This is a genomic window from Pelagibius sp. Alg239-R121, assembly GCF_947331435.1.
In the GTDB taxonomy this organism is placed as follows: Bacteria; Pseudomonadota; Alphaproteobacteria; order Kiloniellales; family Kiloniellaceae; genus Denitrobaculum.
The window spans coordinates 590,392-606,415 of sequence record NZ_CAMZOF010000003.1; the positions used below are offsets into that span (position 1 = coordinate 590,392).

The window sequence follows — 16,024 nt, forward strand, 5'->3', positions numbered from 1 at the left end:
ACGATCAGGCGTCAGCAAGACGGAACGGAATCCCGGAAGCACGGATACCTTGTTTCTTTGTGACGTCCTAAGCCAATCATACAGCGTGCAGGGAAGGGCGCTTTGATGTCGATCACTTCCGATGCGGCGCCATTGTTTTTTTCGGGCGCTGCTTGGTTTTTACTGGCACTTTGTCGTCTGATCGTTTTTCACTGTTTTAGTGAAAAATGTGAATCAGTCTCTGTTTCATATAGTTAGAGAGCGATTCGTAACCTTGACCGTTCCGTCAAGAGCGACCGCACTCTTGAGTTTCCATTGTAGACTGCGGCGATGCCTGATCACTTTACGCTCATTTCCATTGCGTTGACGTTTTTGCTGGCCGGGACCGTCAAGGGTGTCATCGGGCTGGGCTTGCCATCAGTTTCCCTTGCGCTTCTGACCGCTTCGCTGGGTCTGCCGCAAGCCATGGCACTGTTGTTGGTGCCGTCTTTCGTCACCAACATCTGGCAGGCGGCGGTGGGCGGGAACGCGAGGGTGATCCTCTTGCGGATCTGGCCGTTTCTTATCTTGGCCTCGGTGACGGTTTGGCTCGGAGCCGCGGCTCTGACGCGCGTCGATCTGGCTTGGCTCTCGGCACTTTTGGGGATCCTGTTAATCGTCTACGCGCTCTTAAGCCTGAGCGGCCTTCGGCTGTCGCTCTCGCCTGGTCGCGAGCGCTGGGCGGGACCGCTGCTGGGTGGGCTGAACGGTGTGCTTACGGGTATGACCGGGTCCTTCGTGTTCCCTGGCATTCTTTTTCTTCAAGCCATCGGTCTGCCCCGCGATCTGCTGATTCAGTCCATGGGCATGCTCTTCACGGTCTCTACGATCGCGTTGGGGTTTTCACTCAAGGGCAACAACCTCCTGACCGCCGAGCTTGGCGGACTTTCGGCTGCTGCAGTCATTCCGGCATTGATTGGCATGGTTTTGGGGCAACGCCTGCGCCGCCGTCTGCCCGAGACTCTTTTTCGCCGTCTGTTCTTCATCTCGCTGTTGTTGCTCGGCCTCTATATCATTGCCGACGCTGGTTGGTAGGCATTCGCAGCGCCGGGGGCGCCACTTTGTTGGGCGCCTCAATTTCCGTCCGCTCTTATTCCGGTCTACTTTTTCACCAGCCGTGCGATGAAGATCAGCAGGCAGGCACCGGCCGTTGCGGCTAACAGCGACCCGACCAGGCCAGAAATGCCGATCCCGGCGAGGGGCAGGAGCCAGCCGGCAACCAGACCGCCGGCGATGCCGAGCAGAATGTTGGCAATCAGACCCATGTCGGATTTCATAAGCTTTTCCGCAACAAATCCGGCAAGGCCGCCAATGAGGATTGAGCCGATTATCGATTCCATGATTTTCCAGTCTCCTTATCGTTTTTTTGTCTATTCATAGTCCGGATCGGCCCTCCGCTGAAACGGAGGGCGCTCGCTGCTGGAGCGTCGGCCGGACACCCGCGCAAATTCTCTCTGCGGCTTATTCCGTTACGCTAACTAACCCAGGATACAGTGCTTGGCGAAGTCCTTGGCTTCGTTGGCACTCCAATCGCCTTTGGGTTTATCTTTCAAATCCGCGCACCATTCTTCGCTGCCCACTTCGGGGGAGCAGGCGGCGGTCAGGGCACCAACAATCACAAGCACGGCAAGTGCCGTTCGGCGTTTTACTTTCATTTCGTCCTCTCTAACGGCGAAGGCAAATTGACGGCATCGAATGACGACGCAGCCGGGTGGCGCTACGCTGCCTGAGATTGACGCCAGTCGCCTGTGGCCTTTTCTTTCATTCAGGATAATGGAAAGACGCATCTGCGCCTGTTCGTAATAACACGTAGGATTAGTTCGCATGCCTTAAACGCAATCCAGATTATCCCTGTGCGAACTGAGCGCACGATCATTTTTGTGCGTTGCAATCAAGAATGTGAAAGGCCCCTAAGTTACAGAGTATAAAGCTAAAATTCAATTTATCTTGATGAAAAGCTATAGAATGAGATTTTCCTGGAATCCTGTGGACGATAGGAAATTCAGCCATCTTCTGGCTATGTTATGTTCCGGATTTGTTCGACAACCTGCTGGTCCGATGCTATGATAGTTTTCGTATCGGCCTCGCCCCGCCGATGACTCCAGCTTATTGCTCATTCAAGCTTTTGCCGCAGAGCTATGTCCCAGCCTACGGCCATCGCCGGGGGTTCTGTGTCTTTCAGATCCCGGCTTATTGCCGAGTTCCGGGGTTTGCTTCGTTCCCGGTTTTGTCAACGCTACTGGAAAGCCATCCTATGTACGTCTTCTTCGAACGCCTTTTCGACCCGCTCGCACCGGCTTCGATCGTGCAGCCGCCCGCGCGCGTGAAAGCGTTTTTCGAGCACTATCTGCTCCCCATCAAGGGGTTGTTGAGCGTGACCCTGATTGTCTCAGGGATCGCGGCAGTGTCGGATTTGGCGCTCTATGCTTTCCTGGGTGTTCTGGTGGACTGGATGACCTCAACCAGCCGGGAGAGCTTTTTCGAGACCCACGGCACGATGCTGCTGCTCATGGGCTTCGTTGCTATCGTCGTGCGGCCTATTGCGACTCTATGTTCCCGGGGGCTCATCACTCTGACCCTCTCACCGGGCCTGACCAACCGCGTGCGTTGGCGCAATCATCGTTATGTGCTTCGTCAGAGCCTGGCATTTTTCCAGAACGATTTCGCGGGACGGGTTGCGCAAAAGGTGATGCAGACCGGTCACGCGTTGCGCGAAGCAGTGGTCAACGTCATAGACGGGGTCTGGCTGCTGGTGATCTACCTCGCGGGAACATTGTTTCTCTTTTCGGGACTCGACTGGCGACTGATGGTGCCGATCGTGGTCTGGATCGCCTGTTACGCTGCGGTGATCGTCTTTATGGTGCCACCAGTGCGGCGCCGCGCGGCATCGCTGTCCGAAGCCAATTCGGCGCTCACCGGACGGGTGGTTGACAGCTATACCAATATCCAGTCGGTCAAGCTCTTCGCCCACACCGAGCGGGAAGACGAGTTCGCCGGCGAAACCATGCGGCGGCACACCCATGCCTTTCGTTTGCTGATGCGCTCGATCTTTGGCATGACCGCGGCATTGCTGGTGTTGAACTCGCTGCTGCTACTGATCATCGCCGGACAGTCGATATCCTTGTGGCTCAATGGCGGAATTACCGTCGGTGCCATCGCCATCGCGGTGGGTCTGGTAATCCGCTTAACCCAGATGTCCGGCTGGATCCTGCGCACCGTTACCAATCTCTTTGAGAACATCGGGACGGTGGAGAACGGTGTCGAGACTATTTCCCAGCCCAATGAAGTGCTCGACCGACAAAACGCCGGAACGCTGCAGGTGCCTCATGGAGCCCTGCGGTTCGAAGACGTGCGTTTCCATTATGGCAAAGACAGCGGTGTCATCGAGAACCTTTCCCTGAACGTCAGACCCGGGGAGAAAGTCGGGTTGGTGGGCCTCTCTGGCGCGGGTAAATCGACGTTGGTGAACCTTCTGTTGCGGTTCTACGATCTGGAAGGCGGACGTATCCTGATTGACGGTCAGGACATCGCATCAGTCACTCAATCGAGCTTGCGCAGCCACATCGCCATGGTGACGCAGGATACCTCTTTGCTGCATCGTTCGATCCGCGACAACATCGTCTATGGCCGGCCCGATGCGAGCGAGGCGGAAATGCGCCGTGCAGCCGAATTGGCGGAGGCCGTCGATTTCATTCCGGATCTGGTCGATCGTAACGGAAGACAGGGGTATGACGCCCAGGTAGGCGAGCGGGGTGTGAAGCTCTCGGGCGGTCAACGGCAGCGGATTGCCATCGCCCGTGTGATTCTGAAGGATGCGCCGATCCTGGTTCTGGACGAGGCGACCTCGGCGCTCGATTCCGAAGTGGAGGCCGCGATCCAGGGGCAGCTCGAAAACCTGATGGCGGGGCGAACCGTCATCGCTATCGCGCATCGTCTTTCGACCATTGCGGCTTTGGACCGGCTGGTCGTGTTGGATCGTGGCCGGATTGCCGAGGAAGGCAGCCATGAGGATCTGTTGCGCCAGGGCGGTCTCTATGCGCGCCTCTGGGAGCGGCAGTCTGGCGGGTTCCTGGGGTTGGACGCGCCCGCCAAAGCGGGATAAGCGGCTCCACCAGTTTGAGACTTCAAATCTAATTGAACTCTAACCGGCCAAGCGGAAATGCCTATCTGCTTGGCCCTGTTCATTCGTCGCTGACATGAATGATCGGAAAAAATCAATATTAAACAATAATATATAATTTTTTTCTAATTTAAAATAAGAACATTATTTTACCCAAAACAATCGCTTTGACTTCGCGAGTGCATTAATAAATACTGAATTCCATCGAAAGAATTCAACGTTCGGAATATGGAATTCAAAAAATCATGATTCAGCAGATACGGCAGAAGCCCGACCTCGTGGATGAGGTCTATGAGGCATTGAAGAGCGCCATCCTGATGGGGGATTTAGCGGAGTCGGAGGCGATGGTTCAGGACGACTTGGTCGAGAAACTCGGTGTGTCGCGCCAACCAGTCAGTCATGCTCTTGCTCTCCTGAAGCATGAAGGCCTGGTAATCGAGCGCGGCCGGCGCGGGCTGATGGTGGCGCCGATTGACGCCGATCGCATCCGAGCTCTCTATCAGGTGCGCGGTGCCATCGACGGTCTGGCGGCAGGACTGGCCGCAGGTCGGGCGATCTTCGGCGGCCTGAAGGTCGAGGAGCGCGAACCATTGGAGCAGGCACTGGTAATCGGCGAGGCTGCGGTCAAAGCGAACGACATCAAAAAGCTGGTTGATGCCGATGTGAATTTTCACCAGGCGGTTTATGGGCTCTCCGGAAATCCTGCGATTGCCGAAATGGTTCAACCGTCCTGGCCGCACTTTCAGCGCTCCATGCGTGTCGTTCTGGACGATCCCGATTACCGCGCCCGGGCATGGGTGGAACACAACGAAATAGCTGAAGCGATCATGAGCAGCCAGGGACGTCATGCCGAGGAACTCGCGCGCCAGCACGCCACTGACGCCGGTGAGGCAACCTGGATCAGGCTCAGTCAGCGTACGGCGGCAGCGTGAGGGCTTGATAGACTGCAGGCCTCGATGAGCTCCAGAATTAGATAAGGCATACCCAGGCTGCGCATAATAATGATGCCCCGGTACGATTGGCCGGTATCAGAATGGCCCGATAAGAATGGCCGCGATAAGAGTTAGGGAGAAGACACCATGAAACTGTCGGCGGAACAGCTCGAGGAATTCGACGAGCAGGGCTACGTATTTCTACCCTCCTGTTTTTCCGAGGCCGAAATTGCGGCACTGCGCGAGGAGGCGTCTGAGATCTACGCGTCGGATCGGGAAGAGGTCTGGCGGGAAAAATCAGGCGCGCCACGCACGGCCTTCGCCGCCCATACCTATAACGAGGCTTTTCGGCGTCTCGGTGCCCACCCACGTCTGATCGACCCGGTCACCCAATTGCTGGGAGAGCAGGTCTACATGCATCAGTTCAAGGTCAATGCCAAGGCGGCGTTTACCGGCGATGTCTGGCAGTGGCATCAGGATTACGGTACCTGGGCGCGCGACGACGGCATGCCGGAAGCCCGCGCCATGAACATCGCCGTCTTTTTGGATGAGGTTATGGCGATCAACGGACCCCTGATGTTCATCCCGAAAAGTCACAAGAAGGGTACGATCGAGGCCGCACACGACCTCCAGACCACGTCTTATCCGCTGTGGACGCTCGATGAAGCAAGCGTGACTGCGCTCGCGGCGGAAGGGGGCATCGTGGCACCGACCGGGGCACCCGGATCGGTCCTGATGTTCCACGGCAATCTGGTACACGCCAGTCCACCCAACATTACGCCCTATCCCCGTACGATCGTCTATTTGACGCTCTGTGCAGTCTCCAATCACATCACCAAATTTCAACGGCCGGAGTGGATCGCCCATCGCGATTTCACGCCCATCGAACCGCTATCGGACGACGCTTTGAGCCGCTATGCCGAGAGCCGGAAGGCCGTCGCCTGACGTCCGGTCAGGAGAGCGGAATGAGATATAAAGGGAAGTTGCAGCATGAACCTTCACGCGCTCCTTAAGGACAGATCCACGTCGGGCAGACCAGTAAGGGTCGGTTTCATCGGAGCTGGAAAGTTCGGCACGATGTTTTTAAATCAGATCCCGAGCACCCAGGGCATCGAGGTTGCTGCCATTGCGGATCTCGATCCCGGACGCGCGCGTAAATCTTGCCGGGACACAGGCTGGCCGGAAGATCTGATTACCGCGACCGAATTTGTCGAGGACGGTGAAGCACTCTGCCGGCGAGATGACGTCGAAGTTGTAATCGAAGCGACGGGCCAACCGGCTGCCGGAATCCGCCACGCCCTTACGGCGATCGACAGCGGCAAGCATATTGTCATGGTCAACGTCGAAGCGGACGTGTTGGCCGGTCCGGCGCTTGCCCAGCGCGCGCGCTCGGCCGGCGTGGTTTATTCCATGGCTTACGGCGACCAGCCAGCGCTGGTGTCGGAAATGGTCGATTGGGCGCGCGCCGCGGGTTTCAAGGTTGTGACGGCAGGCAAGGGCACGAAGTACCTTCCGGAATATCACGCGGTAACGCCGGAGGACGTCTGGTCTCACTACGGTCTGACGCCTGCAGAGGCAAAGGCGGCCGGCATGAATCCTCAGATGTTCAATTCCTTCCTCGACGGGACCAAGTCGGCGATCGAGATGGCGGCCATCGCTAATGCCTGCGATCTGGCGGTACCTAGCGACGGCCTGCTCTTCCCGCCCTGCGGCGTGGACGATCTGTCCCATGTCTTACGTCCGAAGTCCGCCGGCGGCCTTTTGGATTCATCGGGTACAGTGGAAGTGGTCTCGTCCCTTGAGCGTGACGGCCGGCCGGTCTATCGGGATCTGCGTTGGGGCGTCTACGTCGTCTTTGAAGCGCCCAACGACTATGCGGCAGCCTGCTTCCGGCAATATGGCCTCAAGACCGACGACAGCGGCCGCTTTGCATCCATGTACAAGCCCTTCCACCTGATCGGCCTCGAGCTAGGCATCTCGGTGCTCTCCGCTGCTCTGCGCGGCGAACCGACCGGACAGAGTCGCGCCTTCAACGGCGATGCCGTGGCGGTGGCGAAACGTGATCTCAAAGCCGGTGAGATCCTGGACGGCGAGGGCGGCTATACTGTGTGGGGCAAGCTCGTCCCGGCGGAACGCAGCGTTACCGAAGCCGCGCTACCGATCGGCCTGGCACACGGCGTCGCCTTGTGCTGCGATGTGCCGAAAGGTCAGTTGGTGTCGATCACCGACGTGAAAATCGACGAAACAAGCGAAGCCGTACGGTTGCGGCGCGAGAGCGAGGCCACCCGCGCGGCGCCGGAAGCGTTATCTGGGGCGGCCCAGTAAGGGCGCCACCAGCGGCGTTCCGACTGCGGAGTTGGATGACTACACCGTGTTAAGTTGCTGCGCTAAGCTGCCGTCTGCGCGTCTTTCACCCGGCGGTCTTGTATCACCGTGATACGGTTCATGCAGCGGTACCGCGGCAGGTAATCAGCGACCGCGTAGTGCATGGTCACGCGATTGTCCCACATGGCGAGATCGCCTTCGGACCAGCGCCAGCGCATCTGGTCTTCCGGCTTGTTCATGTGGTTGGCCAGAAAGCTCTTCAGCGCGTTGGACTCGTTGGTCGTCAGGCCCGCGATATGGCTCACAAAGGCTTCGTTGAAGTTCAGGAAAATTCGTCCCGTGACGGGATGGCGGCCGATCAGCGGACGAAGGTTCTGACCGAAGCGCGCGAAACCGTCGTCAAGACGCTCGACGCCGGACTTTCCATCCTTTTCCTCTGCGAAGCTGTTGCGGAAATCGCCCATGTCGTGGACCGCCTCCAGCTCTTTCAGGTCCCGTTTCATGCCGTCGGGTAGTCGGTCGTAGGCGGCGTAGCAACTCGACCACATGGTATCACCGCCGGTGGGGGGCACGTGGCGCGCCACTAGGATCGAGGCAAAGGGCTGCTCCGCCTTGAAGGTCAGGTCGGTGTGCCAGGAGTTGGTGTCGGGGGGTGTGTTGGAATCGTTCTCCAATAGCACGATGTTCTCGAAACTCTCGACGTGAGGGTAGAGGGGGTGGGGCCTGTCCAGGTCACCAAAGCTGCGGGCAAAGGCGAGATGGGTCTCCGGGCTGATCGCGGTACCCCGCACGAAGATGACCAGGTGATCGAGGAGTGCCTGATAGAACTCGTCTTGCACCTCGGGCGTGAGGGGGCGCGAGAAGTCCACGCCCGATATTTCCACGCCTATCGCGGGCGTAATCTGATCCAGTTTGAGCATGTTGGGCCTCCCTCAGTCTACGGGAGCCTAGCGCTGCCGGTGCTAATCCAGCAAAGCAAATCGTTTGAAAGTCAATTCACTCTTTCCTGGCGAACAGAATATAGGACAAGGGCAGTTGCTGCGATTGGTTCTCGTAGCTTGGGCGCGTGCCGATGTCGTAAGGCAGTTCCTCGAATTCCTCAATGGCGAAATCGTTGCGCACTACGCCCATGACCACGTCGCTCATCCTGTGAAAGATCCAATAGACCGGTTGGGCGTCGTAGGTCTTCCCGCTCCCGTAATCCAGTCCCGACTTGCTTTGATAAGGTGTCGAGCGGAAGTAGGATTCGTCCGGCACCGGTGGCATATCCTGTTCACCGTCCGGGTACATATTGAGGATCGGATGATCTTCGTATAGGAATAGGCGACCTCCCGGCCTCAGGACACGACTTACTGTTGCGAAGAAGGTTGTAAGGTTCGGCATCCAGCCCAGCACGCCGATGGTCATGACCGCCAGATCAAAACTCTCGTTGTATTCGTCCGGAATTGCCGAGATTTCCGTTTGCACGAATTCGGCCTCCAGTTGCCCCGCCGCGGCGAGCTCGCGGCCCTGGTCGAGAAAGGCCTGGGAAAAGTCGAATCCGACGCACCTGCCGGCGCCTATGTTCTTGATGGAGAGCAGCTCGCGCGCGTTGTTGCAACAAAGCTGCGCGACCGACTTTCCGGTCATTTCTAGCGTTCTTAGCCGCCTGTTTGCGAAGTCGTCGAAGCAGGAAAAGCCGGGTGTTGCAAAGCCCTCCAACAAGGCTGCGAATTGCGGATGCGCCCGGTGCAGGTCGGCAGCCTCGTCCCAGCCCGCCTGATTGGCGGTTTTGAGGTCGTCCTGGCTGAGCCCCGCCGGTGGTTGGGTGGAATCGGTCATGGAAATGCCTCGATGGAAAAAAACCTTGAATGATTAGAGGCCGAAGAAGACTTTCGGCATCAGGCGGCCTGGCAGGAACGTCAAAGCGCCTGCCAGTAGTAAACCACCTGTAAAAAATCCGATCATGGCCCGCCGGTGAGAATCAACACGGTGTTGTCTTGCGGCTATCACGGCGAAAGGTAGTCCGGCAAGTACCCAGAGCGAGATGAGGTGGATTGGACTCCAAGGTCCGATCAGCCGAATCTCATGAACCCAAAGCGAAGAGCCCGCCACGAACATCATGACAACGACCCATATCCAGCCAATGGTGCGGTGGGGCAAGGTGCCTTTCGGCGCAGCGAACTGGAGGACCCCCAAACAAAACGCAACGATCGCCGCCGACGCATGGATCTGGATGGCGGTGTTGGCTTGAAGTAATGGATCCAGGTTAAACATCTGAATTGCAGCATCCTCTGAGCCGAATTCTGTTTCGGCTGAAAGGCGCATCATAGCGGTCCATCGTGACAATGGAAGATGCCGACTAATACCAACGCTCCTTGGTATTAGTCGGCAGGACGAGCCCTTTATGGATTGGCAAAGGAGGCGGAGGCCGCGCCGCTGCGTTGACGGGCTTCTTCTATGTTTTTCAGCTTTTTCTCAAGTTCAGTCCGATCAACCAGACCGGAGGGATTGGCTGCCGTCGGGAGCCCCTCTGCAAAGTGCAGATAGCGTTCCTGGGCGACAGCATAGAGGCGGCGCAGTTCCTTCAGGGGCGCGGCGTGATCGTCGGCTCGCAGGTCTAGCCACGGATAGGCTTCACCGCGATAGACCTGCACGGCGGCGGATTGCCGGCCGCGCTTATCTCCGCCGGCCGCTTCTCCGGAATCCATTGCCGTCAGCAGTCGTTCAAGCATCGGGAGGTCCGGATGACGCAGGTAGCTCTCCAGAGTTGCGCCGACCACTTCCGGTCCCGCCAGCATGTTCCCGGCAACAGAAACCTGATCCTCGACCAGATGTCCGGCCCAGTCGACGCAATCTTTACCAGTGAAGGCCGCGTTGCGTCCTTGTGCGTCAATCAAATGGAGTTGACGGCTTTCCCGGCCTTCGTCGGCTGCTGTCACGGCATTGATCACCTCCTGCGGCGACATGCCCTCGGCCAGCAGCTCCAGGCCATTGACGCCGTAGTGCGGATTGACGAACGCCTGGGTCGCAACCGCGCCCACGTGACTACGAATGTGTGGCACCCTGGCGCCGACCGCGAAAAAGCGGGTGGCGACGGCGATACCCAGATCACCACTTTTGGGATCACGCGCAACGATGGACCAGGTCATGGTCTAATTCCTCTGTGCTTCGACTTTTGTTTCAAAGGCGGGACAGCAGTTTTTAACGTCCTACAGCATAGGCCTGCATCAGCCGTGGCGTCGCGGCGGCACGCAACAGACCGTCTTCGTCCCGCTTTGCTGCCGTCAAACGGCCGACACTCCACTCCGGTGCAGGATTGACGATGTGACCCCGTGCTTCCAAGTCCGACAATATTTTAGGCCCGACATTCTCTTCGATCATCATATGACCGGGCGCGGCACCCCGCGGATAGAAGGAACTGGGGAAATGCATGCTGTGGAACAATGGGAAATCTATGCATTCCTGAAGATTGAGCCCGTGGTGAACATGACGCAGGAAGAAAATAAGCTGCCACTGGTCCTGCTGGTCGCCACCAGGTGTGCCGAACGCCAGTGTCGGGCGCCCCTTATGAAAAGCTAATGATGGTGTCAGCGTGGTGCGCGGGCGTTTGCCCGGTGCCAGTGACGTGGGCAGGCCGGGGGTCAGCCAGAACATCTGTGCGCGGGAGTTCAATGGGAAGCCCAGACCCGGTACAACCGGTGAAGACTGTAGCCAGCCACCGGAGGGAGTTGCAGATACCATGTTGCCGTGACGATCAATAACGTCGATATGGACAGTATCGCCCTTGCGGTCGGAGAGATGGGCCATGGTCGGTTCGCCGGCCCCGACTCCCGAACCACTATCCGAGATGGCGGCTTGGACTTCGAGGGAAAGCTCTACCTGTTTTTCGTAACCTGGAACGATGCCCGGACGCTGTTCGGTGGAAGCTCGTGGTCCGATCAGCTTTCGCCGCTCATCGTTGTAGGCGTCGGATAACAGGTGCTCGATAGGTACTGAGGCGAAATCCGGGTCACCGTAATAAGCTTCGCGATCGGCATAGGCCAGCTTCATGGCTTCGATGACCAGGTGCACGAAATCTGCCCCGGTGGGGTCCATCGCTGAAATATCGAAGCCCTTGAGCAGTGCCAGTGCCTGCAAAAGGACCGGTCCCTGACTCCAGGGTTGGGTCTTGGCCACGGTCCAGTCGTGATAGTCGTAGGTCAGCGGCGTGTCATAGCTTGCCTGCCAGCCAGCCATATCGTCCGCTGTCAAAACGCCGCCATGTTTCTCGCCGCTGGCATCCATGACGACAGCCGTGCTGGCATAGCTGTCGATTGCCTCGGCGACGAAACCGCGATAGAAGGCGTCACGTGCGGCATCAATCTGTGCCTCGCGACCAGTCTTGCTTTCGGCTTCCTCAACCACGCGGCGCCAGGTGGCGGCCAGCTGCGGGTTGCGGAACAGTTTGCCCGCCTTTGGCGCCTGTCCTCCGGGCAACCAGGTCTCGTAGGATGTTGGCCATTCCTCCTTAAAGAATTCACTTAGATCGGCAATGGTCTCCGCGACGCGTTCAAGCATCGGGTGGCCGGTTTCTGCGTAATAGATCGCGGGGGCCAGTGCCTCCCGCACTGAGAGGCTCCCGTGGTCGCGCAGCATCAGCATCCAGGCATCGAAGGCACCGGGAATGACGGTCGCGAGCAGACCTGACCCGGGAATGAGATCCAGGCCCTGTGCGCGGTAGGCCTCGATTGTTGCACCTGCCGGTGCCGTGCCCTGACCGCAGAGGACTTCAACCTTCCCGGTTTTCGCGGAATGGAACACCATCGGGGCGTCGCCTGCCGGGCCGCACAAGTGCGGTTCGACGACCTGAAGTACGAAGCCCATGGCCACGGCGGCATCGAAGGCATTGCCGTCCTTCTCCAGAATGCCGAACCCGACCGAGGACGCAATCCAATGAGTCGAGGTCGCGACGCCGAAGCTGCCGACAATTTCCGGGCGGGTGGTGAACTGGGACATAGAGGCTCCGATTGTTTCTTATGCTTTGATAACTGTCAGCGTATGCGAAAATTGCGTCTAGGTTTCACGGGGGTCGAGGGCATCGCGAAGGCCGTCGCCAAGCAGATTGAACCCCAGGACGACGAGAAAGATTGCCGCGCCAGGCCACATGGCCATCCAGGGCGCCTGGCTGAGAAAGTTTTTTGCCACGTTCAGCATGCTGCCCCAACTCGGCGCAGGTGGCTGTTGACCCAATCCAAGAAAGGAAAGACTGGCCTCGGCAATGATCGCGGTCGCAACGGCGAGCGTCGCCTGCACCAGGATCGGCGCGAAAACGTTGGGCAGAATGTACCGCAGGATGATGAGGGTGTGAGATAGTCCGATCGCCCGCGCGCCTTCCACATAGTCCTCGGTCTTTACGCTCAGAACCTGACCGCGGGTCAGGCGGACGAATATCGGCATGGCCGAAAGGCCGATCGCGATCATCGCGTTGGTCAAGCTCGGTCCGAGAAAGGCTGCCAGGGCGATGGCCAGGATCAGAAAGGGTGTTGCCAGCAGGGCATCGGTTGCGCGGGAAATGATTCCGTCCAGCCAGCCACCAAAGTAACCGGCGATCAGCCCAAAAGGCACACCAATCAGCACCGCGATGGCGACCGAGACAACACCGGCCAAGAGCGAAGCCTGAGCCCCCCAGATCATGCGCGAGAGGATGTCACGGCCAAGCTCGTCCGTGCCGAACCAATAGGCGTCGGACGGCGCCTTACGGATCGCCGACCAGGAGGTTCCCGTCGGGTCGTCGATCGGCAGGATCGGGGCGAGCACCGCAATGCCGACGAAGAATAGCACCAAGATAAAGCCCAGGGCCGCGCTCTTGTTGCCCTTAAGCTTTTTCCAGATGCGGCTTTCGTCACGATGCGTTGATTCCGGTTTCAGGGTGGTGACGGCGCTGGTCATGATGGGCTCCTCACACCTGATCCCGCAAACGCGGATTGAGAACCAGATAGGCGACATCGGCCAACAGGTTCATAAATATAAAGCCCACGGCCGTGCAGAGAACCACGCCTTGGACCACCGCGTAATCCCGGTTAAAAACCGCATCGACGATCAGCTTGCCGAAGCCGGGGATGGTAAAGATCTGTTCTGTCAGCACTGCGCCGGCGAGCAACTCTCCAAAGAGCAGGGCGCTGAGGGTTACGATGGGCAGCAGGGCGTTTCGAAAGGCATGTTTCAGCACGACGACGGATTCGAACAGCCCCTTGGCGCGTGCGGTCCGGATGTAATCTGCTTTCAAGACGCCGAGCATTGCGCTGCGGGTGTGACGCATCAGTGTGGCGGCTAAGGCGGTGCCAAGGACGAAGGCTGGCATGATCATGGTTTGAAGAGATTTTATCGGGTCTTCGAACAGAGGTTGGTAACCGGAGGCCGGAAGCCAGCCCAGATTCACCGACACCAGTAGGATCAGCATGATACCGAGCCAGAAGTTCGGTACTGAGAGCCCTGACAAGGCGACGATATTGGCGAGGTAGTCGGTAATCGTACCTTTCTTGATGGCCGAGAGGATTCCGGTCGGAATGCCGATCACGAAGGCAATGATCATGGCCATTACGGCCAGCTGGATTGTAACCGGCAGCTTTTCCTTAATCAGTTCCAGCACTGGTTGATTGGTCCGGAGCGAGATTCCGAAATCGCCCTGAAGAACCGAAGAGATCCAATAGAAATACTGATAGGGAATTGGATCGTTCAGTCGGTATTTTTCGCGCAGAAAGGCAATGACTTCGGGATCGCGTTCCTCACCGGCGAGCACCAGGATCGGATCACCGGGCAGGAGTTTTTGCAGGATGAACACGAAAACCGACACCAGCAAAAGGGTCGGGATCGTGATCAGAATGCGTCGGCCGATATAGGAATACATGGTCGGTTGTTCGTTCCGGCGTGCGAAGTTTGTTTGCGTGGAAAAAGTGGGGTCCGGGCTTTTTTCCCGGACCCCGAGGCGGCACTAGCCTAATTGATTTTGACGTTCTCCAGGCGGATCATGCCGTCTGGATAAGCCGCGAAGCCTTCCACTTTTTCGGACAGCGCCCAGATCCAGGTCTGGTGATAGAGGTAAATGATTGGCAGGTCCTTCGAGAGGATCTTGCGGGCCTCGTCATACTTTGCCTTGCGCACGGCGTTATCCGTGGACTGACGGGCTGCATTCAAAAGGGCATCGATCTCCGGATTGCAGTATTTGGAGTCGTTGATGCCACCCTTGCAGGTCATGAACTGATGGATGTTGCCATCGGGATCGACCCGGCCGGACCAGCCGATCTGGCTGCCCTGATAGTTGCCCGCAGACTGCTCCTGCAGCAGCGTCGCAAACTCGGTCGCCTTGATCTTCACGTCGAAGCCGGCTTCGGCCGCCATGGCCTGAACCACCTGCATGACTTGCATCTGCACCGGGTTGTTGGCGACCTGCACTTCGATCTCCAGCTTGTCGTATCCTGCTTCCTTCAACAGCGACTTGGCCTTTTCCACGTCACGTGCGGGCATGGGAAGGGATTTGTCGTACCAGGGGCTGGTGGTTGGGAAGGACTGATTACCCGGTTTGAAGGCGCCTTCAAACACGACCTGGTTAAGGGCTTCCCGGTCAATGGAAAGCTCTAGTGCCTGGCGGATGCGTGGATCCTCACCCAACGGATTCTTGGCACGATCGCCGTTCCCGACGTTTACTGTGATGCCCTGATAGCCCAGGCTCACCGCTTCGGCGTACTGCAGGCTGGAATCACCCTTCACCGAGGCGGCGTCGGGAGCTGCAAGCCGCTCCAGCATATCGAGGTCGCCCGCGCGCAGGTTCGCCAATCGGACGGTGGTGTCCGGAATCGGCAGGTAGGTCACCTTGTCAATGTGGATTGCGTCCTTGTTCCAATAGCCATCGAACTTCTCCAGCACGATCCGATCCTGCTGAACCCGTTCAACGAACTTGAAGGGACCCGAACAAACCGGCGCCAAACCAAGTTCGACACCCTTTTCAGCGGCTGCCGTCGGCGACAACATCATGCCGGCCCGATCGGCGAACTGTGCGATTAGGGTCGCATCAGGCGATGCGAGAGTGAATTTTACCTGATGAGATCCGGTCACCTGAGTGGTTTCGATTGATGAGAGTTCACTCTTGCGACGGGATTCGGGCATCGTCTTGGAGCGTTCGATGTTCGCTTTCACCGCTTCTGCGTCGAAGGGGGTGCCGTCATGGAAGGTGACGCCTTCGCGAAGATCCATGGTCAACGTCAGACCGTCGTCCGACCAGCTCCAACCGGTCGCGAGCTGGGGAATAATTTCCAGGTCCGGTGTGATGTCGACCAGCTTATCGCAGACTGCCGCATAGACGATACGGCCAACGAACGTACGGGATTGATCGGGGTCGAGAACATCCGGGTCTTCCTGCAGGCCGATCCTAAGGTCGGCGGCTGTGGCCGGTGAGATACCGGGCGCAACCCCGACTGCCAGGGCAGCCATCGTTGCGGCGAGTGTCAGCTTACGCATTTTGCTTGTCTCCTCTGTTTCTAGAGACAGGCCAGTTTTTCACTGCAGCAGCGAAATACATGAACCAGTCTCTACTCCATATTGTTAGAGGACGAATCTCGTTCTTGATTGTTTCCTTCAAAAACGATCGCACTCTAGGCACGTCCTGTTTCTT

The 16,024-nt window shown here is 58.1% G+C and carries 15 protein-coding genes; 5 read left to right on the forward strand and 10 right to left on the reverse strand.

The features are described from left to right. Positions 1-309: 309 nt before the first annotated feature. On the forward strand, positions 310-1,053 hold the full coding sequence (locus QMZ18_RS13120) for a sulfite exporter TauE/SafE family protein (protein WP_282606743.1): 744 nt from the start codon (positions 310-312) through the stop codon (positions 1,051-1,053). A gap of 65 nt (positions 1,054-1,118) precedes the next feature. Here QMZ18_RS13120 and QMZ18_RS13125 read toward each other — a convergent pair whose 3' ends face one another. After that, positions 1,119-1,358, reverse strand: coding sequence for a GlsB/YeaQ/YmgE family stress response membrane protein (locus QMZ18_RS13125; RefSeq protein ID WP_282606744.1), 240 nt, complete (start codon positions 1,356-1,358; stop codon positions 1,119-1,121). A gap of 138 nt (positions 1,359-1,496) precedes the next feature. Continuing rightward, positions 1,497-1,673 (reverse strand): DUF3012 domain-containing protein, encoded by a 177-nt coding sequence (locus tag QMZ18_RS13130; protein WP_282606745.1) that lies wholly within the window; start codon positions 1,671-1,673, stop codon positions 1,497-1,499. A gap of 599 nt (positions 1,674-2,272) precedes the next feature. Between QMZ18_RS13130 and QMZ18_RS13135 the strand changes: the two genes are divergently transcribed. The 4 genes from QMZ18_RS13135 (at position 2,273) to QMZ18_RS13150 (ending at position 7,395) form a co-directional block, all read left to right on the forward strand. Beyond that, entirely contained in the window at positions 2,273-4,120 is a 1,848-nt protein-coding gene (locus QMZ18_RS13135; protein ID WP_282606746.1) for an ABC transporter ATP-binding protein, read from the forward strand. A 263-nt stretch (positions 4,121-4,383) separates the two neighbouring features. Then, the gene (locus QMZ18_RS13140) at positions 4,384-5,070 is read left to right on the forward strand and encodes a GntR family transcriptional regulator (RefSeq protein WP_282606747.1); all 687 of its coding nucleotides are present in this window, start codon (positions 4,384-4,386) and stop codon (positions 5,068-5,070) included. A 147-nt stretch (positions 5,071-5,217) separates the two neighbouring features. After that, a complete protein-coding gene (locus QMZ18_RS13145) occupies positions 5,218-6,015 on the forward strand; it encodes a phytanoyl-CoA dioxygenase family protein (RefSeq protein ID WP_282606748.1) in 798 nt (265 codons plus the stop codon). A gap of 45 nt (positions 6,016-6,060) precedes the next feature. Further along, a complete protein-coding gene (locus tag QMZ18_RS13150; protein ID WP_282606749.1) occupies positions 6,061-7,395 on the forward strand; it encodes an NAD(P)H-dependent oxidoreductase in 1,335 nt (444 codons plus the stop codon). Positions 7,396-7,457: 62 nt separating this feature from the next. On the opposite strand, the gene QMZ18_RS13155 is transcribed toward QMZ18_RS13150, so the two are convergent. The 8 genes from QMZ18_RS13155 to QMZ18_RS13190 form a co-directional block, all read right to left on the reverse strand. After that, positions 7,458-8,315, reverse strand: coding sequence for a TauD/TfdA family dioxygenase (locus QMZ18_RS13155; RefSeq protein ID WP_282606750.1), 858 nt, complete (start codon positions 8,313-8,315; stop codon positions 7,458-7,460). A 76-nt stretch (positions 8,316-8,391) separates the two neighbouring features. Further along, the gene (locus QMZ18_RS13160) at positions 8,392-9,216 is read right to left on the reverse strand and encodes a class I SAM-dependent methyltransferase (protein WP_282606751.1); all 825 of its coding nucleotides are present in this window, start codon (positions 9,214-9,216) and stop codon (positions 8,392-8,394) included. Positions 9,217-9,249: 33 nt separating this feature from the next. Continuing rightward, complete coding sequence (locus QMZ18_RS13165) at positions 9,250-9,651, reverse strand: DUF2306 domain-containing protein (RefSeq protein WP_282606752.1); 402 nt, start codon at positions 9,649-9,651, stop codon at positions 9,250-9,252. A gap of 128 nt (positions 9,652-9,779) precedes the next feature. Further along, positions 9,780-10,526: a DUF1028 domain-containing protein gene (locus tag QMZ18_RS13170; RefSeq protein WP_282606753.1), complete on the reverse strand. Its 747-nt coding sequence runs from the start codon at positions 10,524-10,526 to the stop codon at positions 9,780-9,782. 52 nt (positions 10,527-10,578) lie between these two features. Continuing rightward, the gene (locus QMZ18_RS13175) at positions 10,579-12,372 is read right to left on the reverse strand and encodes a gamma-glutamyltransferase family protein (protein WP_282606754.1); all 1,794 of its coding nucleotides are present in this window, start codon (positions 12,370-12,372) and stop codon (positions 10,579-10,581) included. Between the two features lie 57 nt (positions 12,373-12,429). Beyond that, positions 12,430-13,305 carry an ABC transporter permease gene (locus tag QMZ18_RS13180; protein WP_282606755.1) on the reverse strand — a complete coding sequence of 292 codons (876 nt, stop codon included), beginning with the start codon at positions 13,303-13,305 and terminating at the stop codon, positions 12,430-12,432. 10 nt (positions 13,306-13,315) lie between these two features. Further along, positions 13,316-14,263: an ABC transporter permease gene (locus QMZ18_RS13185; protein WP_282606756.1), complete on the reverse strand. Its 948-nt coding sequence runs from the start codon at positions 14,261-14,263 to the stop codon at positions 13,316-13,318. Positions 14,264-14,352: 89 nt separating this feature from the next. Continuing rightward, a complete protein-coding gene (locus QMZ18_RS13190) occupies positions 14,353-15,870 on the reverse strand; it encodes an ABC transporter substrate-binding protein (RefSeq protein ID WP_322097203.1) in 1,518 nt (505 codons plus the stop codon). Between the last annotated feature and the right edge of the window lie 154 nt (positions 15,871-16,024).

Coding starts and splice junctions, on each gene's coding strand:
- QMZ18_RS13175 (WP_282606754.1), bottom strand. CDS start 12,372: ATGTCCCAGTTCACCACCCGCCCGGAAATTGTCGGCAGCTTCGGCGTC.
- QMZ18_RS13180 (WP_282606755.1), bottom strand. CDS start 13,305: ATGACCAGCGCCGTCACCACCCTGAAACCGGAATCAACGCATCGTGAC.
- QMZ18_RS13135 (WP_282606746.1), top strand. CDS start 2,273: ATGTACGTCTTCTTCGAACGCCTTTTCGACCCGCTCGCACCGGCTTCG.
- QMZ18_RS13145 (WP_282606748.1), top strand. CDS start 5,218: ATGAAACTGTCGGCGGAACAGCTCGAGGAATTCGACGAGCAGGGCTAC.
- QMZ18_RS13150 (WP_282606749.1), top strand. CDS start 6,061: ATGAACCTTCACGCGCTCCTTAAGGACAGATCCACGTCGGGCAGACCA.
- QMZ18_RS13185 (WP_282606756.1), bottom strand. CDS start 14,263: ATGTATTCCTATATCGGCCGACGCATTCTGATCACGATCCCGACCCTT.
- QMZ18_RS13155 (WP_282606750.1), bottom strand. CDS start 8,315: ATGCTCAAACTGGATCAGATTACGCCCGCGATAGGCGTGGAAATATCG.
- QMZ18_RS13170 (WP_282606753.1), bottom strand. CDS start 10,526: ATGACCTGGTCCATCGTTGCGCGTGATCCCAAAAGTGGTGATCTGGGT.
- QMZ18_RS13140 (WP_282606747.1), top strand. CDS start 4,384: ATGATTCAGCAGATACGGCAGAAGCCCGACCTCGTGGATGAGGTCTAT.
- QMZ18_RS13190 (WP_322097203.1), bottom strand. CDS start 15,870: ATGCGTAAGCTGACACTCGCCGCAACGATGGCTGCCCTGGCAGTCGGG.
- QMZ18_RS13165 (WP_282606752.1), bottom strand. CDS start 9,651: ATGTTTAACCTGGATCCATTACTTCAAGCCAACACCGCCATCCAGATC.
- QMZ18_RS13120 (WP_282606743.1), top strand. CDS start 310: ATGCCTGATCACTTTACGCTCATTTCCATTGCGTTGACGTTTTTGCTG.
- QMZ18_RS13130 (WP_282606745.1), bottom strand. CDS start 1,673: ATGAAAGTAAAACGCCGAACGGCACTTGCCGTGCTTGTGATTGTTGGT.
- QMZ18_RS13160 (WP_282606751.1), bottom strand. CDS start 9,216: ATGACCGATTCCACCCAACCACCGGCGGGGCTCAGCCAGGACGACCTC.
- QMZ18_RS13125 (WP_282606744.1), bottom strand. CDS start 1,358: ATGGAATCGATAATCGGCTCAATCCTCATTGGCGGCCTTGCCGGATTT.